The organism is Pseudomonas sp. DF11 (assembly GCF_058148565.1).
Genome location: NZ_JBYVYN010000003.1, coordinates 605747 through 629201, shown reverse-complemented (window position 1 = coordinate 629201; position 23455 = coordinate 605747). Strand labels below are relative to the sequence as shown.

General features: G+C 59.8%; 22 protein-coding genes and 1 other RNA gene. 12 read left to right on the top strand and 11 right to left on the bottom strand.

From position 1 onward, the window contains the following. Positions 1-107: 107 nt before the first annotated feature. Positions 108-1136 carry a GlxA family transcriptional regulator gene (locus tag AC30D9_RS13320; protein ID WP_490144168.1) on the bottom strand — a complete coding sequence of 343 codons (1029 nt, stop codon included), beginning with the start codon at positions 1134-1136 and terminating at the stop codon, positions 108-110. A 158-nt stretch (positions 1137-1294) separates the two neighbouring features. On the opposite strand from AC30D9_RS13320, the gene AC30D9_RS13315 reads away from it, so the two are divergent. The 6 genes from AC30D9_RS13315 (at position 1295) to AC30D9_RS13290 (ending at position 6223) form a co-directional block, all read left to right on the top strand. After that, on the top strand, positions 1295-2164 hold the full coding sequence (locus tag AC30D9_RS13315) for a substrate-binding periplasmic protein (protein ID WP_307575769.1): 870 nt from the start codon (positions 1295-1297) through the stop codon (positions 2162-2164). A 78-nt stretch (positions 2165-2242) separates the two neighbouring features. Continuing rightward, positions 2243-3031 (top strand): amino acid ABC transporter ATP-binding protein, encoded by a 789-nt coding sequence (locus AC30D9_RS13310; protein ID WP_490144167.1) that lies wholly within the window; start codon positions 2243-2245, stop codon positions 3029-3031. After that, positions 3031-3687: an amino acid ABC transporter permease gene (locus AC30D9_RS13305; RefSeq protein WP_490144166.1), complete on the top strand. Its 657-nt coding sequence runs from the start codon at positions 3031-3033 to the stop codon at positions 3685-3687. The genes AC30D9_RS13310 and AC30D9_RS13305 overlap by 1 nt, the downstream gene beginning before the upstream one ends. Then, complete coding sequence (locus AC30D9_RS13300; protein ID WP_490144165.1) at positions 3684-4367, top strand: amino acid ABC transporter permease; 684 nt, start codon at positions 3684-3686, stop codon at positions 4365-4367. Before AC30D9_RS13305 ends, AC30D9_RS13300 begins: the two co-directional genes overlap by 4 nt. A gap of 4 nt (positions 4368-4371) precedes the next feature. Next, positions 4372-5799 carry an amidase gene (locus tag AC30D9_RS13295; protein WP_490144164.1) on the top strand — a complete coding sequence of 476 codons (1428 nt, stop codon included), beginning with the start codon at positions 4372-4374 and terminating at the stop codon, positions 5797-5799. Between the two features lie 55 nt (positions 5800-5854). Then, positions 5855-6223 (top strand): RidA family protein, encoded by a 369-nt coding sequence (locus AC30D9_RS13290; protein WP_490144163.1) that lies wholly within the window; start codon positions 5855-5857, stop codon positions 6221-6223. A 30-nt stretch (positions 6224-6253) separates the two neighbouring features. On the opposite strand, the gene AC30D9_RS13285 is transcribed toward AC30D9_RS13290, so the two are convergent. Continuing rightward, complete coding sequence (locus AC30D9_RS13285; protein ID WP_134922763.1) at positions 6254-6763, bottom strand: Lrp/AsnC family transcriptional regulator; 510 nt, start codon at positions 6761-6763, stop codon at positions 6254-6256. Between the two features lie 201 nt (positions 6764-6964). Between AC30D9_RS13285 and AC30D9_RS13280 the strand changes: the two genes are divergently transcribed. The 5 genes from AC30D9_RS13280 (at position 6965) to AC30D9_RS13260 (ending at position 13058) form a co-directional block, all read left to right on the top strand. Next, a complete protein-coding gene (locus AC30D9_RS13280; RefSeq protein WP_490144162.1) occupies positions 6965-7981 on the top strand; it encodes a 1-aminocyclopropane-1-carboxylate deaminase in 1017 nt (338 codons plus the stop codon). A 128-nt stretch (positions 7982-8109) separates the two neighbouring features. Continuing rightward, positions 8110-8574, top strand: coding sequence for a transketolase (locus AC30D9_RS13275; protein WP_134922764.1), 465 nt, complete (start codon positions 8110-8112; stop codon positions 8572-8574). A 60-nt stretch (positions 8575-8634) separates the two neighbouring features. Continuing rightward, entirely contained in the window at positions 8635-9057 is a 423-nt protein-coding gene (locus AC30D9_RS13270; RefSeq protein ID WP_134922765.1) for a hypothetical protein, read from the top strand. After that, complete coding sequence (gene mdeB / locus AC30D9_RS13265; RefSeq protein ID WP_490144161.1) at positions 9054-11753, top strand: alpha-ketoglutarate dehydrogenase; 2700 nt, start codon at positions 9054-9056, stop codon at positions 11751-11753. Before AC30D9_RS13270 ends, mdeB begins: the two co-directional genes overlap by 4 nt. Positions 11754-11792: 39 nt before the next feature. Beyond that, complete coding sequence (locus AC30D9_RS13260) at positions 11793-13058, top strand: dihydrolipoyllysine-residue acetyltransferase (RefSeq protein WP_307575748.1); 1266 nt, start codon at positions 11793-11795, stop codon at positions 13056-13058. A 96-nt stretch (positions 13059-13154) separates the two neighbouring features. On the opposite strand, the gene AC30D9_RS13255 is transcribed toward AC30D9_RS13260, so the two are convergent. The 7 genes from AC30D9_RS13255 to AC30D9_RS13225 form a co-directional block, all read right to left on the bottom strand. Continuing rightward, positions 13155-14309, bottom strand: coding sequence for a M20 family metallopeptidase (locus AC30D9_RS13255; RefSeq protein ID WP_490144160.1), 1155 nt, complete (start codon positions 14307-14309; stop codon positions 13155-13157). Beyond that, positions 14306-15730 carry a M20 family metallopeptidase gene (locus tag AC30D9_RS13250; RefSeq protein WP_307575744.1) on the bottom strand — a complete coding sequence of 475 codons (1425 nt, stop codon included), beginning with the start codon at positions 15728-15730 and terminating at the stop codon, positions 14306-14308. The genes AC30D9_RS13255 and AC30D9_RS13250 overlap by 4 nt, the downstream gene beginning before the upstream one ends. Next, positions 15727-16716 (bottom strand): ABC transporter ATP-binding protein, encoded by a 990-nt coding sequence (locus AC30D9_RS13245; protein WP_109753716.1) that lies wholly within the window; start codon positions 16714-16716, stop codon positions 15727-15729. Before AC30D9_RS13245 ends, AC30D9_RS13250 begins: the two co-directional genes overlap by 4 nt. Then, on the bottom strand, positions 16713-17729 hold the full coding sequence (locus AC30D9_RS13240) for an ABC transporter ATP-binding protein (protein WP_109753453.1): 1017 nt from the start codon (positions 17727-17729) through the stop codon (positions 16713-16715). The genes AC30D9_RS13245 and AC30D9_RS13240 overlap by 4 nt, the downstream gene beginning before the upstream one ends. Positions 17730-17744: 15 nt before the next feature. Beyond that, entirely contained in the window at positions 17745-18647 is a 903-nt protein-coding gene (locus tag AC30D9_RS13235) for an ABC transporter permease (protein WP_134922771.1), read from the bottom strand. 9 nt (positions 18648-18656) lie between these two features. Then, positions 18657-19574, bottom strand: coding sequence for an ABC transporter permease (locus tag AC30D9_RS13230; RefSeq protein WP_109753455.1), 918 nt, complete (start codon positions 19572-19574; stop codon positions 18657-18659). A 103-nt stretch (positions 19575-19677) separates the two neighbouring features. Next, positions 19678-21198, bottom strand: coding sequence for an ABC transporter substrate-binding protein (locus AC30D9_RS13225; RefSeq protein ID WP_134922772.1), 1521 nt, complete (start codon positions 21196-21198; stop codon positions 19678-19680). 183 nt (positions 21199-21381) lie between these two features. On the opposite strand from AC30D9_RS13225, the gene AC30D9_RS13220 reads away from it, so the two are divergent. Beyond that, positions 21382-22299 (top strand): LysR substrate-binding domain-containing protein, encoded by a 918-nt coding sequence (locus AC30D9_RS13220; protein WP_490144159.1) that lies wholly within the window; start codon positions 21382-21384, stop codon positions 22297-22299. Between the two features lie 306 nt (positions 22300-22605). Here AC30D9_RS13220 and ssrA read toward each other — a convergent pair. Both ssrA and AC30D9_RS13210 read right to left on the bottom strand, forming a co-directional pair. Beyond that, positions 22606-23004: a transfer-messenger RNA gene (ssrA, locus tag AC30D9_RS13215) on the bottom strand. Between the two features lie 94 nt (positions 23005-23098). Further along, positions 23099-23377 (bottom strand): PA2433 domain-containing protein, encoded by a 279-nt coding sequence (locus AC30D9_RS13210; protein WP_307575704.1) that lies wholly within the window; start codon positions 23375-23377, stop codon positions 23099-23101. Between the last annotated feature and the right edge of the window lie 78 nt (positions 23378-23455).

The following is a 23455-nucleotide window of genomic DNA, read 5'->3' as shown; positions in this document are numbered from 1 at the left end:
ATAATCTACGATCTCTACAGCGCCGTGTACCAGGGACACTCTATAAGGTGGCCCTACGGTTTCTCCAGTAATGGCGTTATACATAGAGTCTATGGTCACTTACAGCATTATTTCCCCTCTTGTTGCATCAAGGCTTTGCGTAGCTTCCCCGGTGACAGGCCAAACATGCTCTGAAAGTGTCGAATAAAATGCGGCGCATCCGCGAAGCCACATTCAAAGGCGATCTCGCCGATCTGGCGATCGGAACTCACGAGCAACCATCTGCCGAACCTGAGTCGGACCTGGCGGTAGAACTGGGCCGGGCTGTTGTTGGTTTCAGCGACGAACAGGCGTTCCAATTGCCGCTTGCTGGTGCCGACCAGATGCGCAATGGCCTCAATATCCAGGGGTTGGGCCATGTGTTTTTCCATCAACATCACGGCTTCGTGCAGCCGACGGTTGGAGGAGCTGGCGTAGCCGAGCGCCTTGCGTCGGTCGACGAAACTGTTGGACGTGTTCTTCGCCACCGTCATCTGATGCACGACTTTGCCCGCACGATCCGGTCCGCAATGCAGGCCGATCAGGTGAAGGGCCAATTCGATCACTGACACGCCGCCCGCGCAGGTGATCCGGTCCTGGTCGATCAGAAAGTCCCTGTTGATGACAAAGCGCAACGACGGAAACAGCCGCTTCCAGTCGTCGCCATGGTAGGCGTGGACACACGCCGTTCGCCCCTCCATCAGGCCATGTCGCGCGAGCACGAAGCTGCCGGTGCACAGGCCGATCAACGGCACCTGTGCCGCCGCGGCCTGGTGAAGGAACGCGGGATAGGTTTTCGGCACCGCCTCGATGGAGTCGAGCAGTCCACCAATCACCACGATGTAGTCGAAACGCGTCGGGTCAGCGAGTTCACTGTCGATCGGCACGTCCAGTCCGCTACTGGAAATGACTCTTTGCCCGGGCGTGCCAAGTACTTTCCATTGGCAGCGGATGGGGCGGCTTTGATCACCGGTATCGGCGGCGTGCCGCAAGGCATCGGTCAGGCCTGAGAGTGAGAGCAAGGGGAAGCGGGGCCATAACATGATGCCAATAGACAGCTCGGCGGTGCCGCGGCGGATGGGCGGGTGACGCGCCTGCCCATGATCGAGCCCGTCCACGAGGCTTTCCTGGGGTGTCCCGTTCTCTGCACCGCCAGAATGTCGCAAATGTTCAATCATTCGTGCAAAGCATCCAACCAGTTATAGCGCCGGTCCCACTACGATGGGGCCATGCGAAACGTTCTGCTGCCACAATAAAAACTATCGAGGAGCATCCGATGAAGACGTCCAAGGTTCAGCATTTTTCCAGTATTTGTACCGGTTTTCTGGTGTGCGTTCTGGCTGCGGCACCGGTGTTCGCATTGGAGACAGTAGAGCCGGGAAGCCTGACCATCGCCTTCAGTGGTGATATGCCGGGGACAGGGTATCAAGATAGCCGGATGGTCGGCTATGACGGTGAAATCCTTCAACAAATTTCCGAAAAGCTGGGGCTCAAGGTCAAGCCGGCATTGATGGAGTGGTCGGGGACGATTGCGTCGGTGCAGTCCAAGCGGGTGGATGTCATGGCAGGCACCATGGGCTGGACCGAGCAACGCTCGAAAATCATGGCCTTGAGCGATCCTATCCACTACTTCAAGAACGGCATCACCCAGACAGACAAGACCAACTGGAACAGCCTCAAGGATTTGCAAGGCAAGAAGGTCGGGACCATCACCGGCTTTTCGTTCATCCCTGAGATGCGCAAGATCGAGGGCCTGCAAGTCGCCCTGTACGACACGTCCGACGCGGCCGTTCGCGATCTGCTCGCCGGACGTATCGATGCGGTGATCGGCGATCCACCGGTCATGCAATACGCCATTTCCCGCAATGAGCAATGGCATCTGCATTTCAACGCCTTTGTCGACAACGATCCGAATTTCCCACTGTTGACGGGCTTGGGTCAGGTGGTATTCGGCTTCAACAAGGCCAGTCCGGAACTGGTGACGGCGGTCAATGCGCAGATTCAGACGCTCTGGAAAAACTGTGAGATGCGCAAGATCGGCGCTCGCTACGGCCTGACCCAGGACGTCTGGTTCATGCCCGAAGGCAAGGACTTGCGGCTCGGCGTCGATCGCCCGGCAGGCTGGACGTTACCTGGCTGCAAATAAGTGTGTGAGGCGATGGGGCGGACTCCTGCGGAGGTACCGATTCATCGCCACGCCTACAACAAAAAGAGGTTAGCCGAAATGTCGAACCCGTCTGACGCCGCGTTGCTGCGCGTGCACGAACTACACAAGAACTATGGCGACCTGGAAGTGCTCAAGGGCATCAGCCTGGAGTTGAAGCCCGGTGAGACCCTGTCGCTTATTGGCCCGAGCGGATCTGGAAAGTCCACCTGTCTGCGTTGCATCAATTACCTGGAAAAACCTACTCGTGGCGAGATCTGGCTGGGGGACGAGCTGATCGGGCAGGTCAAGGACGGTCAGCGTTCGCGTCTGATGAGTGACCGGGAGATGGCCCCGCAGCGCCGCGAGATCGCCATGGTGTTCCAGTTGTTCTACCTCTGGCCGCACTTGAACGTGCGCGATAACGTCGCCCTCGGTCCCATCAAGGCCCAGGGTATGCCGCGCAAGCAGGCGTATGAGTTGGCCGACGCGATGTTGGAAAAGGTCCATCTGCGGCACAAGGCCGAATCTTATCCCGAGCAATTGTCGGGTGGGCAGCAACAGCGGGTCGCCATCGCCCGGGCCTTGGCTCAGCAACCGAAAGTGATTCTGTTCGACGAACCGACCTCGGCGTTGGATCCCGAGTTGGTGGGCGAAGTGCTGGCAGTGATTCGCGAGCTAGCGGAAGAGGGCCGCAGCATGATCATGGTCACCCACGAAGTGCGGTTTGCCCGCGATGTGGCGGATCGGGTGATCTTCATGGACGGTGGGCGCATTGTCGAACAGGGGCCGTCGGCGCAAGTCATCGACAGCCCTCGTCACGAACGTACCCGCAGCTTTCTTGGGCGTATGGCTGTGGAGAGCGCTTGATGGCGAATCTGGAAGCTTTCCTCGGGCTGTTGCCCTTGCTGTTGAACGGCGCAATGAGTGCGCTGGAAATTGCCCTCTGCACCTTGGTGCTGGCCAGCGCCGGTGGCCTGGTGCTGGCGGTTTTACTGACGTTCAGCCGATCGCGACTGGTGCACGGCGCCATTGCCTGTTTCATCGAGTGGATGCGCAATGTGCCCGCGCTGGCGCACCTGTTTCTGATCTACTTTGGGCTGTCCTACCTGGGCATCAATTTGCCCGCGTGGCTGGCGGCCATCGTCGGCTTGAGTCTGGTGGGCAGCGCAGTGCTGGCCGATACTTTCCGCGCCGGCTTGCAATCGTTGCACGTCGGTCAGCATGAAGCCGGGCAGGCCATCGGCCTGAGCCGTATGCAGATTCTGCGCTACATCCTCTTGCCCCAGGCCCTGCGCGTTGCGTTGCCGGCGTATGCCAACTATGTCACCCAACTGATCAAGGATACGTCCATCGCCTCGGCCATTGCCGTGCCGGAAATCATGTTCCTGGCCCGCAATCTGGTGACCTCCACGTTCCAGACCTCGCTGATTTATCTGGCGGTGATGTGCATCTATGCAGCGATGATCCTGCCAATCGGCGCGGGATTCATCCGACTTGAACGTCATCTGGGGGCGGCGCGATGATCGGTTTTTTCCAGCAATACCCGGAGTACTGGAGCGACTGGGTCGCTCGCCTGCTGCTCGGCGCACGGGTCAGCGCCGAGTTGTCCCTGACAGGCTTCGCCCTGGCGGCGCTGTTGGGCGCGTTACTGGCCTGGGCGATGAGGAGTCCCAGCGCATTGCTCAAGCGTCTGGCCGTGTTTTTCATCCAGGGGATGCGTGCGGTGCCGCTTCTGGCGTTGCTGCTGGCGCTGTACTTCACCTTGCCCAGCCTCGGGCTGACGTTGTCCGGTTACTGGGCCGGCGCCATCGGTTTGGGGTTGCAGGGCAGCGCCTACGTCGCGGAGATCCTGCGCGGAGGACTGGATTCCTTGCATCGAGGCCAACGTGAGGCGGCCATCGCCACCGGCCTGACGCCATTGCAAGCCTTCACCGCAGTGATCTTTCCGCAAGCCATTCGCGGCATGCTGCCGCCGTTGCTCAATGCCTACGTGTCGATCCTGAAGGACAGCTCCCTGTGTGCCCTGATCGCCACCGATGAGTTGATGCTGGCGGCCAGGGCCATCGCCTCCGAGTCCTTTTTGCCCATGCATATTTTCCTGCTGGTGGGGCTGTTCTATTTCGTCATCGCTTTCCCTCTTTCTCTGTTGTCGCGAGCGCTGGAAGTACGATTTTCTCGCGGACGCAAAACCATTCGAGGTTGAACACATGAGCATCATGGATCGAACCGCTTCCCACAGCATTGGCCAGTTGCGGCAAGCACTGGATTCCGGAACGCTGACTAGCGAGTCCCTGGTTTGCGCGCAACTGGAGCGGATCGAGCGCTTCAACGGGCAACTCAATGCTTATGTCGAGGCCTATCCTCAGCGCGCGCTCGGTGCCGCCATCGCAGCCGATCGGCAGCGGGCCGCAGGTATCGACCTGGGCCCGTTGCATGGCATTCCGGTTGCGATCAAGGATTTGTTCGAGATCGACGGCAAGGCCATAACCGGTGGTTCGCTGGCGCAGACGCCGCGTATCTCGCGGCTCACCGCCACGGCGGTCCAGCGCCTGGAGCGCGCCGGTGCGATCATTATGGGCAAGACCCACACCGTCGAATTCGCTTTCGGCGGATGGGGCACCAATGCGGTGATGGGCACGCCGTGGAACCCATGGGATCGCGACGTGCATCGTGCTCCAGGGGGTTCCAGCAGTGGTTCAGCGGTGGCCGTGGCCGGCGGGTTGGCAAGCGCGGCATTGGGCACCGACACCGGCGGCTCGGTGCGGATTCCTGCGGGCATGTGTGGTCTGGTTGGGTTGAAAACCACGCGTGGGTTGGTCAGCCGTCACGGTTTGATTGAGTTGTGCCCATCGCTGGATTCGGTGGGGCCGATTACGCACACCGTCGAAGACGCTGCGTGGATGCTTGACGCGCTGCTGGGGCCGGACCCGCTGGACCCGGTCTCGGCCAAATCGCCAGTTTTCAGCGCCGCAGCAGGCTTGAATCTTCCGGTGGCCGGTCTGCGCATCTGGGTGCTGCCACAGGCCGAGCGCGTACACATCGCGCCTGGCGTATTGGCAGCCTATGACCGGGGGCTGGAGCAATTGGCCGCACTGGGCATGCACCTGGTCGAACAGCCACTACCGACTTCGCTGGAACAATGCATGCGCGTCGCCGGTGGCCTTATGAGCGCCGAAGGCTACGCCAGCCTTGGCAGTTTGTTCGAGCGCGATGATCTGCGCTTCGATCCTCATGTGCAGCGTCGGGTGCTGAGCGGACGCTCCGTCGGCGCGGCGGCTTATATCAATTTGCACAACCAGCGACGCGTTGCCCGTCGAGCCATGGACGAGGCCATGTCCAATGTCGATGCCTGTGCGTTTCCGACCAACGCCATTGGCAGTGTGCCGTTGAGTCAGGTCGATGAGTACGGGACGCCGCTGGCCCTGCTCGGCCGTTTCGCCAACCTGCTCAATCTCTGTTCAGTGGCGCTGCCGGTGGGCTTCGACGAGCAACACATGCCGGTCTCGATGCAGATCGTCGGTCGCGCTTTCGCCGAACCATTGGTCCTGCGGATCGCCCACGCCTATCAGCAAGTCAGTGATTGGCACCTACAGCGGCCTGTAGGTTGGGACCTGTCGGACAGGGTGGTGGCGTAATACGGTTGATCGGCGGCACAGCCCCTTAACTTTCTCATTTCATGGATTAAACCCGATGGCAACGATTCAACGTTTTCAGAGCAACGCGCGGATGTCCGGCGTGGTCAGTCACGGCGATCTGCTCTACCTCTCCGGCCAAGTGCCCACTGATCTACAGTCTGGCATCGAAGAGCAGACACAGCAGGTGCTGGCCAAGATCGAAGCCTTGTTGGCGTTGGCGGGCAGCGACAAGGGGCAGCTTTTGAGCGCACAGATCTGGCTCAAAGACATTGACCGTGATTTCGCTCCGATGAATTCGGTGTGGGACGCGTGGCTACCACCCGGTAGCGCTCCGGCACGGGCCACTGTTCAGGCAAATCTGGCGCGGCCTGATGTGCTGGTCGAGATCATGGTTATAGCCGTGAAACCTGCTGCTGGTGTTTGAGAGGGCAGGGCCGACTCTTTCTTTCAGGCCTCAAAGGGGGATTTGGGTGGTCGACAAGACCTGACGCAACCCCATGAACGAGCGAATCTGGCGAACCCCGGGCAGGTAAAGCAATTGCTCGGCGTGGAGCCGGTTGAAGCTGTTGCTGTCCTTGGTTCGTATCAACATGAAGTAGTCGAACTCCCCTGTCACCACATGGCATTCCATGCAGCCGGACACCTTTTGCGCCGCGGCTTCGAAGGCTGCGAAGGATTCCGGCGTCGAGCGGTCCAGCACCACGCCGATCAACACCACCATTCCTGCATCGAGCGCTTGATTGTCCAGCAACGCGACAATGCCCTTGATCAGGCCCACTTGCTTGAGGCGTTCGACGCGTCGCAGGCAGGCCGGCGCGCTCAGCTTCACCTTCTCGGCGAGCGCCACGTTGGAGATAGAGGCGTCTCGCTGCAGGGTCTTGAGAATGGCGCGGTCGGTCCGGTCCAGCGGGTGCGGTTCTGCGCCTTGGGTGCCGGGTTTCTTGTGGTTGTTTGTTGCGTTCATATTGGCCTACGAACAATAAAAATATGTTTTAAATGCTGGATGGTGATTTATGTTTCTTTAATTGATTGAAACTTGCAACACATATTTTTGGCTTTGTTCTTAATATTGAACTCATCGAAGCCCCTCTGAAAGAACCTGGAACGCAGCCTTTTTTTGCCTTTCGGTCTGGCGCTTGGATATCCATAAACAAGGAGCAGAGTCATGAACCTGAATCGTTTCAAACGTTATCCGCTGACCTTCGGTCCTTCTCCTATCACGCCCTTGAAACGCCTCAGCGAACACCTGGGCGGCAAGGTCGAGTTGTATGCCAAACGTGAAGACTGCAACAGTGGCCTGGCCTTCGGCGGCAACAAGACGCGCAAGCTCGAATACCTGGTTCCCGAGGCTCTTGAGCAGGGTTGCGACACCCTGGTGTCCATCGGTGGGATCCAGTCGAACCAGACCCGCCAGGTCGCTGCCGTCGCCGCGCACCTGGGCATGAAGTGTGTGCTGGTCCAGGAAAACTGGGTGAACTACTCCGATGCGGTGTATGACCGCGTAGGCAATATCGAGATGTCTCGCATCATGGGCGCGGACGTACGACTGGACGCTGCGGGGTTCGACATCGGCATCCGGCCCAGTTGGGAGAAGGCCATGAACGATGTGCTGGAGCGCGGTGGCAAGCCGTTCCCGATACCGGCGGGTTGTTCCGAACATCCCTACGGTGGCCTTGGGTTCGTCGGCTTTGCCGAGGAAGTGCGGGAGCAGGAAAAACAGCTGGGGTTCAAGTTCGACTACATCGTGGTCTGCTCCGTGACCGGCAGTACCCAGGCCGGCATGGTCGTCGGTTTCGCCGCGGACGGCCGTTCGAAGAACGTTATCGGCATCGATGCCTCGGCCAAGCCAGAGCAAACCAAGGCACAGATCCTGCGCATCGCCCGGCACACCGCTGAGTTGGTGGACCTGGGGCGCGAGATCACCGAAGACGACGTGGTGCTCGATACACGCTTCGCCTACCCCGAATATGGTTTGCCCAACGAAGGTACGCTGGAAGCCATTCGTCTGTGCGGCAGCCTTGAAGGTGTGTTGACCGACCCTGTGTATGAAGGCAAATCCATGCACGGGATGATCGAAATGGTCCGCCGTGGCGAATTCCCCGAAGGCTCGAAAGTGCTTTACGCACATCTGGGCGGGGCACCTGCGTTGAACGCCTACAGTTTCCTGTTCCGCAATGGCTGATCAGCGCCAGTAACCTGTAGCAGCAGGCTTGCTCATGAAGCGGTGGGTCGGTCGGCATCAATGTTGATGTCGCGGCCTCATCGCCGCCCGGAGCAAGCTGCTCCTACCAAGCTGCCGGGAATACCGCCATGCATGCGATATCGCAATCCGCAGTCTGGATCAAGGAACCTTCGGCGGATGCCGGAGTGGTCATCGTTACCAGCGCTGCGTTGCCCAAATACATGATCGACAAGCTGCACGTAGCGATAGATGACTGGGACCAGGTGGCTTATCTGGCCGTCCAGCAATCCGAGGCGTTGATGGTCGACTGGTTGCGGGGCGGGTCTGGCCCTGAGCAATCTGTTGGGGCGGACGCGTGTTATGCCAGCCAACTGTTGCGCGCTGTCGCCCACGGCAGTTTTTTACTGGGTGTCGGAGTCGGCACGGTTCTCGGCTTGAACTGGCTGGGGTCCGTGCACGGTCACCCGTTACGCATCGTCGAGCTGGGAACGATAGGCTCATCCACCGCAGCGATGGATCAACAGGTAGAGCAAGTGCTCTCGGCAACCCGCAGTCTGGCGAAAAGCGTGCTGCAGGCGTACGGCCTCATTTAGCCGGTGTCCGCGCCAATTCGCCTGTTGAATCAACCGCTCCAAACAACAAAGGCAACGCCTATGAGCCAAGCTGCCGACTGTCGTACCAAGGCCCTGAAGTGGATGCGCGAGCCTTCAAATTGCACAAGTATCGTGGTCATCGCGTGTGGGCTTGATAGCGACCATATTGATTTGATCCATCAGGGCTTCAGCTGTTTTGACAATGTGGCACTGATCCATGTCGATACGGCGGCCCCGGTGCCTGGCCAGCTCGCTGAAGTGCGAGTGGCCAAGGGTGACTACTGTTTTGTCGTGCTCGGTGAACTGGATGAGCGGTTATTACACGACCTTTCCATCAGTCCGCCCTGCATCTACCCGATTGCTTCGGACGGGGCGGCCGAACGTTCGGTCATTGCCGCGGTAGAACAGGTGAAAAGCCTCGCCCGAGTGAACCGTTCGCACCACCTTGAAGTGTTACCCGACACCTGCAGGAGTTGCTCATGAGCCGGTCCGATAGCCAGGCCCAATTGCCGGGCCAGACAGATGAAGATGCACAGGAAATGGCCGAGTGGCAGGAGGCGTTGCTGTCCGTCATCGCCCACGGCGGCGCGGTTCGGGCAAAACAGATCCTCGACATGCTGGTGACCGTGGCCAGCACTTCCAGGATCGGTTGGCGGCCCAGCCACGGCACGCCCTATATCAATACGATCAGCGTCGAGCAGCAGCCGGTGTTTCCGGGCGACCTGGCGCTGGAAGAGCGACTGGCTTCGATCATGCGTTGGAACGCGCTGGTCATGGTCGCCAGGGCCAACCAGGCCTATGGGGAACTGGGTGGCCACATTGCCAGTTATGCCAGCGCTGCGGATTTGTTCGAGGTGGGCTTCAACCACTTCTTCAAGGCGCGCACCGACACCCGTGGCGCAGACCTGGTGTTCTATCAACCGCACTCGGCGCCGGGCGTCTATGCACGGGCCTTTCTGGAAGGACGCCTCGAGGAACAGGACCTGCAGCATTATCGGCAAGAGATCGGCGCACGTGCCAATGGCGCCCGGGGTTTGTCGAGCTACCCGCACCCGTGGTTGATGCCGGACTTCTGGCAGTTCCCGACCGGATCGATGGGCATCGGTCCGATCAGTTCGATCTACCAGGCGCGGTTCATGCGTTACCTGCAGCACCGTGGTTTGCAGGACACCAGCGGGCGCACTGTGTGGGGGGTATTCGGCGACGGTGAAATGGATGAGCCGGAAAGCATGTCGGCACTGACCCTGGCGGCGCGTGAAGGGCTGGATAATCTGGTGTGGGTGGTCAACTGCAACCTGCAGCGCCTGGACGGTCCGGTGCGTGGCAACGGTCGCATCATCGATGAGCTGGAGGCGCTGTTCGGCGGGGCCGGCTGGAACGTCATCAAACTGGTCTGGGGTTCCGACTGGGACGGATTGTTTGCCCGGGATAAAGACGGCGCGCTGGTCCGTGCATTGTCGGCCACGGTCGACGGCCAGTTCCAGACGTTCGCGGCCAAGGATGGGCGCTTCAACCGCGAGCATTTCTTCGGCCAGGACGAAGCCCTGGCGCATTTGGCCCAAGGCTTGACCGATGAACAGATCGATCGCCTCAAGCGGGGTGGTCATGACCTGGTGAAAATCTTTGCCGCGTACCAAAGCGCAATGCTCGAGGGCAAGAAGCCTACGGTGATCCTGGCCCAGACCAAGAAGGGTTTCGGCATGGGCGACGCCGGGCAGGGCAAGATGACCGTGCACCAGCAGAAGAAACTCGACAAGGACGCCTTGATCGCCTTCCGTAACCGCTTCAATTTGCCGTTGACCGATGAACAGGCCGCCTCGCTGAGCTTCTTCAAACCCAGCGACGACAGTGCCGAAATGCGTTACCTGCATGAACGTCGCCGGGCGTTGGGCGGGTACATGCCGTCGCGGCCCACCACTTCGGCGTCGTTGGCTGTGCCTGACGTCAACAGCTACGCCGGGTTTGCCCTCACCTCCGAAGGCAAGGAAATGTCCACCACCATGGCCTTTGTGCGCATGCTCAGCGGTTTGCTGCGGGACAAGCAACTGGGGCCGCGAATCGTACCGATCGTGGCGGATGAAGCGCGTACTTTCGGCATGGCCAGCCTGTTCAAGCAGATCGGCATCTACTCCAGCGTGGGGCAGCGTTATGAGCCGGAAGACATTGGTTCGATCCTGAGTTATCGAGAAGCCCTGGACGGGCAGATTCTCGAAGAGGGCATCAGCGAGGCCGGCGCCATCAGTTCCTGGGTGGCTGCCGCGACCAGCTACTCGGTGCATGGCCTGCCGATGTTGCCGTTCTACATCTACTACTCGATGTTCGGCTTCCAGCGCATCGGCGACCTGATCTGGGCCGCGGCCGATCAGCGCGCTCGCGGGTTCCTGCTCGGCGCCACCGCGGGGCGTACCACGCTGGGCGGCGAAGGTTTGCAGCACCAGGATGGCAACAGCCATTTGATGGCGTCGATGGTGCCCAACTGCCGTGCTTACGACCCGGCGTTCGCCAGTGAGTTTGCGGTAATCCTGGATCACGGCATGCGCCAGATGCTGGAGCGTCAGGTCGACGAGTTTTACTACGTCACGTTGATGAACGAGAACTACCCGCAGCCAAGTCTTGCCGACGGTGTCGAGCAGGCGATCATCAAGGGCATGTATCGGTTCGCCCGGCATGAAGGCAAAGACGCGCGCGGCAGCGTCCGCCTGTTGGGCTCTGGCGCGATCCTGCTCGAAGTGATCGCGGCGGCCGAGTTGTTGGCCCGCGATTGGAATATCGGCAGCGAAGTCTGGAGCGTCACCAGCTTCACCGAACTGGCTCGGGATGCACGGGAAGTGGAGCGCTGGAATCGCCTGCACCCCGGACAACCCGCGAAATGCAGTCATGTTCAAGAATGCCTCGACGACTCGGCGCCGATCATTGCCTGTACCGATTACGTGCGGGCCTTGCCTCAGTTGATCGCCAGTTACCTCGATGCCCGTTACACCGTGCTCGGCACCGATGGGTTTGGCCGTAGTGATACCCGCAACCAGTTGCGCAGGTTCTTCGAAGTGGACCGTCACCAGATTGTCTTGAGTGCGCTGACCTCACTGGTGCATGAGGGGCGCCTGGACGCCAGTGTCTGTGCCGAGGCGATTGCGCGTTACGCCATTGACGTTGACGCAGTAGTCCCTTGGGACGCTTGAAACCGGCTTCAGACAGAATCGAATTTTCAGGAAATGGTCATGAAGAATGTGCATGAAGTTCGAATGCCCGACATCGGCGATGCCAAGGATGTCGGGGTCATTGAAATCCTGGTCAGCGCGGGCGATACGGTGCTCGAAGGACAGGCCCTGATCATCGTCGAGACCGACAAGGCGTCCATGGAGATTCCTTCGCCGCAAACGGGGGTGTTGCAATCGTTGACGGTCAAGCTGGATGACAAGGTCAGCGAAGGATCGTCGATCGCCTTTATCGAGATTGATCGGCCATTGTCAGTGCTTTCACAACCGGATGTCGCACCTGTAGCCGAAGCCGTTGCAACCTGCGCCGAACCCGAGCGGGTCGTTGCGCCCCCATCGCCAACTGAAACCAATGGTTCACTAACGGACTTGCCGCTGGCATCGCCCTCGGTGCGCAAGTTCTCTCGGGAGCTGGGTGTTTCGCTCAGGGCCATTCAGGGCACGGGAGCGCGTCATCGCATCACTAAGGATGATGTCCTGGCCCATGTAAAAGGGGTGCTGACCGCCCAGGCGCCGGCGGCCAATTCTCAGCCGTTGGGTGGTTTATTACCTTGGCCGGCGGTTGATTTCGCCAAATATGGGCCGGTGGAAAGCAAGACGCTGTCCCGGATCAAGAAAATCAGCGGCGCTAACTTGCACCGAAACTGGGTGATGATTCCTCACGTTACCAATCATGACGATGCGGATATCACATTGCTGGAACAGTTCCGTGTGCAGATGAACCAGGAAAAAGCGCAAGGAGGAATAAAGATCACGTTGTTGGCCTTGTTGATGAAAGCCTGTGCGGCGGCGCTGAAAAAGTTTCCGGAGTTCAATGCCAGCCTCAATGGCGATCAACTGGTGTTTAAGCGTTACTTCCATATCGGGTTTGCCGCCGATACGCCGCAAGGGTTGGTCGTCCCTGTGATCAAGGATGTCGACCAGAAAGGCGTGCTGGCGATTGCGCAGGAAATGTCAGCGCTTGCCGAGAAGGCTCGTGCAGGTAAGTTGAGCGTTAGCGACATGAGTGGCGGCTGCTTTTCCATCTCATCGTTGGGCGGGATTGGCGGGACCTATTTCACGCCGATTATCAATGCGCCCGAGGTCGCCATATTGGGGGTGGGTAAAAGCAGGGAAAGACTGGCGATGGAAGATGGGCAAGTGGTCACGCGGAAGATTCTGCCATTGAGCCTGAGTTGGGATCATCGCGTGATCGATGGCGCCGCCGCCGGGCGTTTCAATGCCTATCTGGGCAGTGTGCTGGCGGATTACCGCAGGCTTGTCTTGTAGTATGAAAGTGACGGTTTGGTTGACCCGTTTACCTTCAACGCCGGGGCGTGAGTGCGTGAACACCCTATCCCCGGCGATTCGTAGATACTCATTACCTCAACTGCCCTCGCCGACAGCCAGAATGGTTGCCACCAAGGCCTGAGCACGGGGCACCAGCGTGTCCAGTTCCAGATATTCACGATCGGTGTGGACCTTGCCACCCACCGGCCCGAGGCCGCACAGGGTGGGAATGCCCAGGCTGGCGGTGAATCCGGAGTCGGCGCAACCGCCGGTGAACTCGCCTTCGACGCTGAAACCCAGCGCCAGCGCTTGTTGTTGATAGATGCGCAGCAGCCGTTCGCTGTGATGGGCTTCCATCGGTAGAAAGGTTGTCGCTTCCTTGAGGATGGCGCTGGTGCCGATCAGTTCTTCTTCTGCGACGATGGCCAGGATTGCGCTAAGGATCTGATCCCAGTGCTTGAGTTCGATGAAGCGCACGTCCAGCCGCGCGCAGGCGCTGGGTGCGACGGTGTTGCTGGACGTGCCACCGGATATCAGGCCAACGTTAGTGGTGATGCCTGCCGAGTAGTCGGTCAAGGCATGGAGCTTGACGATCTTGCGTGCCAGGGTCTCGATGGCGCTGGCTCCGTCGGCATGATTGACCCCGGCATGCGCCGCGCGGCCGCTGACTTCGATGATCAGCGTGGCACCGCCTTTGCGTGCGCTGACCACGTTGCCGCTGGCTCGGCCGGGTTCGGTATTGAGCACGGCACGCGCGCCACGGGCGGCTTTTTCGATATGGGTCCTGGCGCTGCCGGAACCGATTTCTTCGTCACCGGTGTACAGAACCTGTACCGGATAGGGCAACTGACCGGCGCGTTTGAGAGCCTTGAGGGCGAAGCAATTGAGCACCAGGCCGCCTTTCATGTCGGCGACGCCGGGGCCATAGGCGAGGTTGGCGTCGCGGCTGTAGCCGCGAGTCGTGGCGGTGCCTTTGGGAAACACCGTGTCGCGATGGCCGAGCAACAGCACCGGATTTCCTGCGGCGCCCGGCACTTCGGCGAGCATCACGTCGCCAAAACCATCGACCGGCATGCGCTTGAGCGGGATGCCGTCGGCTTCCAGTTCAGCCGCGAGCAGCGCGCCCACAGCGTCGACGCCGGCCTTGTCATAGCTATTGGAGTCGGTGTCGACGATACGCTGCAGCAGCGCTTCCATGGCTGGGCGCTGGTCGGCGAGCCAGTCCAGCGCCTGTTGTGGATTGGCACTCATTGCGCCTGCTCCCGTAACTGATGTTCCTGGGTCAGGCGCGCCGCGTCGTTGCCCAGGTCCCAGAATAGCCCTGCCATGATTTGCAGGCTTTCCTTGACCACCGGTGCCAGCAAGTGCTCGTTCGGCGCATGTTGTGAGCAGGCCGGGTACGAGTGCGGCACCCACAGGGTTGGCAGGCCGAGCACGTCCGCGAACACATCGTTGGGCAGCGAGCCACCGAGGTTTGGCAGCAGCGCAGGTTTTTTGCCGGTGGTCTGGGCCAAGGAGCTGAGTGCCCAACTGACCCACGGGCTTTGCGGATCCAGCCGAGTGGCATGCATCACATCGATGCGGCTTTGCCTGACCTCGACATTGCTGAAGCCGTGAGCATCCAGGTGGGCACGAACAGCCGGGATAAAGGTCGTGTAGTCGCTGTTCACCACGAAGCGGATATGGCAGTGGGCATTGGCTTTACCCGGGATCGCATGCACGGGGGCGTCCGGGTTGCCGGTCTTGAAGGCGATGACGTCGAGGGTGTTCCAGCCGAACACCTTTTCGCTCAGCGAGAGCTGCGGGTTACCCCAGTTGGCGTCGATTTCCGGATCGCCCGGCCCGCCACCCACGTCAATATCCGCCAGTGCCTGGCGAACCGGCTCCGGCAGTGTCTCGGGCTGCAGGCCTGCGACTTTCACCCGACCGTGTTCATCGACCATGCTCGCGATGGCATTGGCCAGAATGATGCCAGGGTTAGCCAGCAATCCGCCCCAGTTGCCAGAGTGATGGGCGCCCTCGCGCAAATTGACCACCAGCTCGAAGTTGAACACCCCACGTGAACCCAGAAAAATCGTCGGTCGTGATGCCGCCAGGCGCGGGCCGTCCGAGGCGATGAAAATATCCGCCGCGAGCTCTTTGCTGTGCGCGGCACAGAACGCATTCAAGCCCGGCGAGCCTTCTTCTTCGCCCATTTCCAGCAGCAGCTTGACGTTGAAACCCAACTTGCCGTCGCGAGCCTTGAGCGTTTGTTCCAGCGCGGTCAGGTTGATCAGGTGCTGGCCTTTGTTATCCGCCGTGCCACGGCCGTACCAGCGATCGCCTTCGACCGTGACCTGCCACGGCGACAGGCCTTCACGCCATTGCGCTTCATAGCCGCGCACCACATCACCGTGGCCGTAGCTGAGCACGGTCGGCAGCGCCGGGTGCTCAATGCGTGTGGCGATCATGAACGGGCCCCGCTCTGCCACCGGGTTGTCATAGATTTTGACGCTGAAGCCCATCGCCTCGACGTGGGGGGTGATGAAGTCATTGAGGTAGCGATACAACTCGGGCTGGCTGTCCGCTGCCTGGCTTTCGGTGGGCAAGGCGACGCTGCGTTCGAGCAGATTGAAAAATGCGCCGTTGTTAAATTGCTCTGTGGTGTTGCTGATGGCCAGTGAGCGACTCATGAGTGGACAAGCTCCAGTGTTTGGGCAGGATTGTCGTGAAGGTGGCAACGCACGTTGCCCCCGATAATCGAATCATTGGCCGGGTAGGCCGTTTTGCAGGGTGCGAAGCAGCTCGGGCAGCGCGGGTGGAAGGCGCAACCGGACGGCGGCGACATCGGATTGGGGAAGGTGCCGTGCAGGCCGATTTCGGGAATGCCCAGGCGCGGATCGGGCGTGAGCACCGAATCCAGCAAGGCGCGGGTATAAGGGTGGCCGGGTTTGGCGAACAGCGATTCGCGAGTGCGTTCTTCGACGATGCGCCCCAGGTACATCACCGCGACCCGGTCGGCGAGGTGTTCGATGACCGCGAGGTTGTGGCTGATCAGCAGATAGGTCAGGCCGAATTCGCGCTTGAGGTCTTGCAGCAGGTTGAGAATCTGCGCCTGCACCGACACATCCAGTGCCGATGTGGGCTCGTCGCAAATCAACACATCGGGGCGCATGATCAGCGCCCGTGCGATCGCGACCCGCTGACGTTGGCCGCCGGACAGCTGGCTCGGGTAGCTGTCGATCACCCGCTTGGGCAGGCCGACCACATCGAGCATCTCTTCGGTCTTCTTGCGGCGCTCGGCAGGGTTGCCGATGTCATGCACGATCAGCGGCAGGGTAATGATTTCGCGCAGGGTCTTGCGTGGGTTCAGCGAGGAATACGGATCCTGGAATATCGGCTGAATGTGCCGGGACATTTCCTTGCGATCAGTCGCCGCCAGATGTTTGCCATTGACCAGCACATCGCCGCTGGTAGGCGGCAACAGGCCGAGCAGTAGTTTTGCCAGGGTACTTTTTCCGCAACCGGACTCACCTACCAGGCCGAGGGTCTCGCCACGCATCAGGCGCAGGGAAACGCCATCCACGGCCTTCAGGGTGGCGGCGGGTTTGAAAAAGCCCTTGTTGATCCGAAACTCGCGACGGATGTCACACAGCTCCAAAGCGATGTCTTTTTTCATGACCATGCACTCTTCTGATGGCGAATCGGTGCTGGGTCCGGAGCGGCGAACAGGCAGCGCGCCATGTGTCCGTTCTGCTCGACTTCGGGGATGTCTTGCGCACAGGCCGGTATCGCCTGAGCGCAACGATTGCGGAACGCGCAACCTTGCTGTTCGCCAACCAGGCTTGGCACCAGGCCTGGAATCGAACCCAGCGCCTCACCCGGTTTGGTCCGGCCAGGGATAGGAATACTGGCCAGCAGACCACGGGTATACGGGTGCTGCGGGTTCTCGAACAGTTGCAGGGCAGGGGCCGTCTCGACGATTTCCCCGGCATACATCACGGCGACCCGATCGGCGATCCGTGCCACCAGCCCAAGGTCGTGGGTGATGAAGATCACCGCCAGGCCGAGTTCTTTCTGGATATCGCGGATCAAGCGCAGGATCTGTGCCTGGATGGTCACGTCCAATGCAGTGGTGGGCTCATCGGCGATGATCAGGTCCGGTTCGCACATCAACGCCATGGCAATGATCACCCGCTGGCGCAAGCCGCCCGAAAGCTGATGCGGATACTGACGCAAGCGCTCGGTGGCATTGCTGATACCGACTTTCTCCAGCATCTGCGCGGCGCGAGCCAGGGCATCCTTGCGGGACACCTTGCGATGCTGAATCAGCACTTCGCTGAGCTGATCGCCAATGCTGTAGGCCGGGTTCAGCGAGGTCATCGGTTCCTGGAAGATCATCGCCAGACGGTTGCCGCGCAGGTCGCACATGCGCCGCTCGCTCTGGCCCAGCATGTCGATACCGTCCAGGGTCAGCCGGGATGCAGTGCGTTTGGCCTTGCGTGGCAACAGGTCCATCAGCGCCAGCGAGGTCAGGGATTTGCCGCAGCCGGACTCGCCGACGATGCACAACATTTCACCGCGCTCGACTTCAAAGTTCAGACCGCGCACTGCATGCAGCATGTCATCCGGCGTCGGGCTGTTGCCCATGGGGATATCCACGCGCAGGTTTTCTACATGGAGTAGTGCCATGTTCAGTACCTTCTATCAGTTACGGCCGTCGGGCAGGATCAGATCGCGCAGGCCATCGCCGACCAGGTTGATGCCCAGCACCAGAATCATCAGGGCGACACCGGGAATGGCGATGACCCACGGGGAAAAGAACATGTAGGGTTTGCCTTCGGCGATCATCAAACCCCAGGACGGTGTCGGCGGCTGCACACCCACGCCGAGGAATGACAACGCCGACTCCAGGAGGATCGCGTGGGCCATTTCCAGCGTCGCGACGACGATCAGCGCACCGACCAGATTGGGCAGGATTTCGCTGACCAGAATGCGCAGGGTCGAGCAGCCAAGCGCCTGGGCCGAGGCCACATATTCAGCATCGCGAATCTGTTGCACCGAAGCCCTGACCACCACCGCGAAGCGATCCCATAACAGGCAGCCGAGCAGCACGATCACCACTTTCAACGAGCCGCCCATCAGCGAGGCCGAGGCCAGCGCGACCATCACGACCGGCATCGCCAGCCGGGTGGTGATCAGGTAGCTGATAAGCGCATCGACCTTGCCGCCGTAGTAACCGGCCAACAGCCCCATGACGGTGCCGATAAAGCCGGAAATCAGCGCCGCCGCAATGCCGATGAACAGCGAGATACGTGCGCCGTAGAGCAGTCGCGACAGGTAGTCACGGCCCAGCTTGTCGGTTCCCAGGGGGTATTCCCAGGTGCCGTTGGCCATCCATGCCGGCGGTTTCATACGCAGCATCACGTCTTGCGCATAAGGGTCGTAAGGTGCCAGCCACGGCGCGAACAATGCACCGGCGAAGATGATCAGCAACAACACCGCGCCGATGGCGAAACCCCGATGACGGAAGCTCTTGCCAAGTACTCGGCTCAGGCTGCTCGGTGGTGGCAGGTAGTCATTGATCGCGAGGGTCGTGGGGGTGCTCATGTAAACCTCCTAGCGCACGCGAATGCGCGGGTCGAGCAGTGCGTTGAGCACATCGGCCAGCAAGGTGAGGATGATGTAGATCACCGCAATCAGCAGGACCACGGCCTGTACCACCGGAAAGTCATCACGGGCGATGGCGTCCCAGGCAAGCTGTCCGATGCCTTGCAGGGAGAACACGGTTTCGATCACGACCGAACCGCCGAGCATGAAGCCAAACTCCACCGCCGCCAGTGCGACGACCGGAATCAAGGCATTGCGCAGTGCATGCTTGAACAACACGCGGGCAGGGCGCAGGCCCTTGGCGCGCGCGGTGCGGATGTAATCGGAGCTGAGCACATCAAGCATGCCTGCGCGCGTCAGGCGCATGATCGCCGGAGTCGCGTAGTAGCCCAAGGCAATGGCCGGCATGACGAAGTGCAGCATGGTCGAGTTACCGGATACCGGCAGCCACTTGAGCGTCACCGCAAACACCACGATCAACATCAGCGCAAACCAGAAACTGGGCATTGCCTGACCCAGCACCGCAATGCTCAAGGCCAGTCGGTCAACCCAGGTGTCGCGTTTGACCGCAGCCAGCACGCCCAGTGGAATCGCCACCAGCAAGGCGATACCCAGCGCCATGGCGCCTAGCCCGAGGGTAATCGGCAAGCGGCTGGCGACGAGGTTGTAGACCGATTCCTGAAAGAAAAAAGAGTTGCCCAGGTCCAGCTGCAACAAATCTCCCAGCCAGTTGAAGTACTGGGTCGGTAGCGGTTTGTTCAAACCGTACTGCACGCGGATCTGTTCGATCTGTTCGCTGGTGGCTTCCGGCCCACCAATAGCCGTGGCCAGGTCGCCGGACAGATGCAAAAGCGAAAAGCTGATCACCGACACGGTAATGGCAACGCAAACAGCGATGCCCAGACGGCGCAGAAGGAATCCAAGCATGGCAAGTTTCCTCGTATCCAATGGATGACAGGTGTGAGGACGTGTCCGTGGTGCGGCTTAGTCCACACCACGGCACTTCTCGATCAATCCGCTCGGTTGCGGATTACTTCCAGCTGGACTGAACGAAACGCGGCAGCTCATCCGGGTACGACGTGAACGCGAGTTCGGAGGTGTAGGCGTAGTTCATCGAGTAGTTGAACAGCGGCGCCCAGTACGCCTGTTCGCTGATGCGTTGCAGCGCCTTGCGGTAGTTGTCCTTGCGCAGTTGCGGGTCGAGGGCGTTGTCAGCGGTCTGCAACCAGCTCTGGACTTGCGGGTCCTTGATGTTGTCGTCCGGATTGCCCTTGAACCAGGTGCCGGCCGATGCCGAGGTGTCGAGGATCGAGAACGAGCCCCAGGCTTGAAACGACATGGGCACCTTGCCGCCACGTTGCTGATCGCGCAGTGCGGCGTACTTCAAGAAGCGCAGCTTGGCGTTGATGCCCACGGCACGTAGGTTGCCGATGATGGCTTCGACGTAATCACGGTCGCGATAAGCGAAGATTTCTGTCTCGAAGCCATTTGGGTAACCGGCTTCGGCGAGCAGTGCCTTGGCCTTGGCCGGGTCGTAGTCGTAGACCGTGGCCGCAGTGGTATCGCAGCCGAACTGGCCTGGATAACAGGCAACCTGCAAGGGTTTGGCTTCGCCACCCACCATTTGCGTGGCCAGTGCATTGCGGTTGATCGCATGGTTGATGGCCTGACGCACCTTGAGGTTCTTCATCGGCGAGTTTTCAGTGGAGGTGCCCCGGGCATCGAGAATCAGGAAGCCGATGCGCATGGTTTCGCCGCTGGTCACGGTCAGGTTCGGCATACCTCTAAGGTCGACGGCCTGATCCGAGGTCACACGCCAAGTCCAGTCGACACCGTCGGTCATCAACTCGGCCAGGCGGGTTTCTGCATCCGGAATCACCCGGAACTTGAGATGGCCGATATGGGGCTTGCCTTGAGGGCTGTCCGGAAAGTAGTCCTTATTGATCTCCATGGTCACGCCTTCGCCAGCCACCACCGACGTCGCTTTATATGGCCCGGTACCCACTGGCTTGCGGCTGAATTCGGCCAGGCCGACCTTTTCGAAGTACTGCTTGGGGAACATCGGGACGGCGTTGGACAGATATTCCAGCGCCGGAGGGAAAGGCTTCTTCAAATACAGGCGGACGCTGTAGTCGCCGGTTTTTTCGGCGCCCTTGATCCAGTCTACGTTTTGCACGGTAACGACTTTCGCTTCGGGCGACACCACGTAGTTGAGGGTGAACACCACGTCGTCGGCGGTGAAGGCGTCGCCGTTGTGAAATTTGACGCCTTTGCGCAGCTCAAAATCGATGGTGGTGTCGTCGACCTGTTTCCAACTGCTGGCCAGCATGGGTTTGTATTCGCCATTGCTGGGGTCGCGGTAGATCAGGTTGTCCCAGATCAGCCGGCCGAGAATCACACCTTCGCGTAAATCGTTGTGATAGGGGCTGATGTTTTCAGGTTCGCTGTCGGAAGCGTAAACCAGGGTGTCGTTGGCTTTACCGGCATGCGCCGGAAAACTGCTGATGAGGCCCAACAGCGCAATGCTGCAGGCGAAACCTTTGATGCCCATGCCGTCGTCTCCGTTGGCGAGAGTGGTTGAATCAAAGGGCAGCGAATCGCAAATGCGTAAAGGAGGGGGAGAAGCTCAGGTCATGTTTTTGGTCTAGACACGAATGTAGGGAAAGGCTATCAATGCCACAAGAATAATATTTCGATACTTGCGTTGCCGAAAAGGCAATCCTTGGGGGCGCCGATGCAGTTGTATGGTGTGCAGTCCACGGCACTGCGTTATTTCCTGGAGGTAGCGCGATGCGGATCGATCAGCGAAGCCTCCGTGCGCTTGAACGTTGCAGCGTCAGCGGTGAGCCGACAAATCGCCAAGCTTGAGTTGGCCCTGGACGCCAGCCTGTTTGAGCGTCGGGCCAGAGGCATGGTGCTCAGCGAGGCGGGGGCGCGATTGGCGGCCTATGCGCGCAAGTCGCAGCTTGAGGCCGAGCAGGTGGTACTGGAAATTACCGAGCTGCATGGCTTGCAGCGAGGCCATGTGCATGTGGCCTGTTCGGAAGGATTTGCTCTGGAATACATGCCCAGGAGCATCAGCGCGTTCAGGCGCGAGTACCAGGGCATCCATTTCACCTTGGAGGTTTGTGCACCCGCCGAAGCGACCGAGAAAGTGCGCTCCGGCGAAGCCGATCTGGCGATGACCTTCAGCCTGACGCCGCAAAAGGAAATCAAGGTCGAACATGTCCTGAGCGGGGCGATTTTTGCCGTGGTCGCCAACTCCCATCCCTTGGCCGAGCGTGAAGCGGTCAGCCTCGCAGAGCTACAACCCTGGCCCATTGCGTTACCCAAGGCCGACACGACGATACGGCAACTGTTCGATATCTGTTGCGGCGTACAGGGGTTGTTGTTCGACCCTGTGTTGACCACCAACTACGTTGCCGCGCTCTATAGCTTCGTCCGCGAGGAAGGCGTCATCAGCCTGGCCAGCGAGATGACCTTGCAAAAGCAGGTGGCGGACAAGGCCCTGCGCTGCATACCGATCCTCGACGAAGGCATGCAGGCACGACGCATCGAACTGCAAAGCATGGCTGGCCGCAATCTACCGGCCGCGGTTTCTGCGTTCAGGGATTTTTTGATTGCTGATTTGGGGAAGGCGAAGGGGCGTTGAAAGGGTGGGGTTGCTTGAGGGTTTGGGTTGGTGGGCATCTGGATGCAAGTATCGTTGAAGCCTCGAGCTTATTGGGTTTCAGGCACAAAAAAAGACGTCCGTGGACGTCATTGTGGTTTCAGCTCCATAGGTGGATTCGCCTATCTGTCGGGTTCCGTGTGGGTTCTGCGCGCAACGATATCAAGGGTTGCTGAAAAGTCGCTGAGACATGGAATTATTCACATGAATCCACAACAACTCTCAGCGACATTCTGATCTCCAGATACAGCGAAGCCCGCACTGGGCGGGCTTCTCTGGGATTTCAATTGGTGGAGCCGGGGGGATTTGAACCCCCGTCCGCCAGTACTCCGCTGTCGGTACTACATGCGTAGCCGTGTCTATTAAGTTAACCCTCAGCGACCCGACGGGCAGGGTGCTTTGGGCGAGTTGTGTAAGTTTTAGCCGCTTCGTCCACAACGTACTGCACGGCGATTCTGTTCTATATGACAATCACTTTGGGTTTACAGACATCCCCTGGTGATTGCTGGGCCCGAAGGCGCCAGAAGTGTTTTAGGCAGCAAACGCCATTTGGTCGTTCGAAGCTTCAACACCGTAGGTTTCGTCATTGGCAACTATAGGAAGTTGCAACAGTGGATTTACGAGTTCTGTTACCAACTCGGCATGCACCTAAAGTTTCGCAACCGGCGTCGAATCCTAAACGGCCCCGAGCCTGGCGCTTCTTGAAGCTGTTGAAGCGGCAAGCAGCTGCAGTGTACGCCAATCCGCGTCCGAGGCCAACCCGAAGGTTGGCCCACGGCGGTCAGGAGCTTTTACCGTCTTTGCTGACCTTCTGGATCTCCTGGATGGTCTGGGTGGTTTCGGAGATGCATTTTTCGGTGCCTTCCTTGGTGTTCAGGGCTTGATGGGCCTTGGCTTGCTGGATGCTGGCCTCGACTTTAGCCTCGATATCCGAGCCCTGATACTGGGTCTTCGCGTTCTCAAGGGTTTTCAGGTTGGTATCACAGAGATCGGCGGCAAACGAAGACGACGCCAGCATCGAGGCAGTAACGAACAGACCGAGCAGTACAGAGCGTTTCATGTGTCTCTCCTTGAACCGAGGGCTCAGGCTTCGCTGGCCATCAGTACTACCAATTTGAGGGAGGTCCCGCATTTGCGG

What these genes read in the sequence shown, in the direction of transcription:
- AC30D9_RS13315 (WP_307575769.1), top strand. Translation starts at nt 1,295, where the DNA reads ATGAAGACGTCCAAGGTTCAGCATTTTTCCAGTATTTGTACCGGTTTT.
- AC30D9_RS13310 (WP_490144167.1), top strand. Translation starts at nt 2,243, where the DNA reads ATGTCGAACCCGTCTGACGCCGCGTTGCTGCGCGTGCACGAACTACAC.
- AC30D9_RS13305 (WP_490144166.1), top strand. Translation starts at nt 3,031, where the DNA reads ATGGCGAATCTGGAAGCTTTCCTCGGGCTGTTGCCCTTGCTGTTGAAC.
- AC30D9_RS13300 (WP_490144165.1), top strand. Translation starts at nt 3,684, where the DNA reads ATGATCGGTTTTTTCCAGCAATACCCGGAGTACTGGAGCGACTGGGTC.
- AC30D9_RS13295 (WP_490144164.1), top strand. Translation starts at nt 4,372, where the DNA reads ATGAGCATCATGGATCGAACCGCTTCCCACAGCATTGGCCAGTTGCGG.
- AC30D9_RS13290 (WP_490144163.1), top strand. Translation starts at nt 5,855, where the DNA reads ATGGCAACGATTCAACGTTTTCAGAGCAACGCGCGGATGTCCGGCGTG.
- AC30D9_RS13285 (WP_134922763.1), bottom strand. Translation starts at nt 6,763, where the DNA reads ATGAACGCAACAAACAACCACAAGAAACCCGGCACCCAAGGCGCAGAA.
- AC30D9_RS13280 (WP_490144162.1), top strand. Translation starts at nt 6,965, where the DNA reads ATGAACCTGAATCGTTTCAAACGTTATCCGCTGACCTTCGGTCCTTCT.
- AC30D9_RS13275 (WP_134922764.1), top strand. Translation starts at nt 8,110, where the DNA reads ATGCATGCGATATCGCAATCCGCAGTCTGGATCAAGGAACCTTCGGCG.
- AC30D9_RS13270 (WP_134922765.1), top strand. Translation starts at nt 8,635, where the DNA reads ATGAGCCAAGCTGCCGACTGTCGTACCAAGGCCCTGAAGTGGATGCGC.
- mdeB (WP_490144161.1), top strand. Translation starts at nt 9,054, where the DNA reads ATGAGCCGGTCCGATAGCCAGGCCCAATTGCCGGGCCAGACAGATGAA.
- AC30D9_RS13260 (WP_307575748.1), top strand. Translation starts at nt 11,793, where the DNA reads ATGAAGAATGTGCATGAAGTTCGAATGCCCGACATCGGCGATGCCAAG.
- AC30D9_RS13255 (WP_490144160.1), bottom strand. Translation starts at nt 14,309, where the DNA reads ATGAGTGCCAATCCACAACAGGCGCTGGACTGGCTCGCCGACCAGCGC.
- AC30D9_RS13250 (WP_307575744.1), bottom strand. Translation starts at nt 15,730, where the DNA reads ATGAGTCGCTCACTGGCCATCAGCAACACCACAGAGCAATTTAACAAC.
- AC30D9_RS13245 (WP_109753716.1), bottom strand. Translation starts at nt 16,716, where the DNA reads ATGAAAAAAGACATCGCTTTGGAGCTGTGTGACATCCGTCGCGAGTTT.
- AC30D9_RS13240 (WP_109753453.1), bottom strand. Translation starts at nt 17,729, where the DNA reads ATGGCACTACTCCATGTAGAAAACCTGCGCGTGGATATCCCCATGGGC.
- AC30D9_RS13235 (WP_134922771.1), bottom strand. Translation starts at nt 18,647, where the DNA reads ATGAGCACCCCCACGACCCTCGCGATCAATGACTACCTGCCACCACCG.
- AC30D9_RS13230 (WP_109753455.1), bottom strand. Translation starts at nt 19,574, where the DNA reads ATGCTTGGATTCCTTCTGCGCCGTCTGGGCATCGCTGTTTGCGTTGCC.
- AC30D9_RS13225 (WP_134922772.1), bottom strand. Translation starts at nt 21,198, where the DNA reads ATGGGCATCAAAGGTTTCGCCTGCAGCATTGCGCTGTTGGGCCTCATC.
- AC30D9_RS13220 (WP_490144159.1), top strand. Translation starts at nt 21,382, where the DNA reads ATGCAGTTGTATGGTGTGCAGTCCACGGCACTGCGTTATTTCCTGGAG.
- AC30D9_RS13210 (WP_307575704.1), bottom strand. Translation starts at nt 23,377, where the DNA reads ATGAAACGCTCTGTACTGCTCGGTCTGTTCGTTACTGCCTCGATGCTG.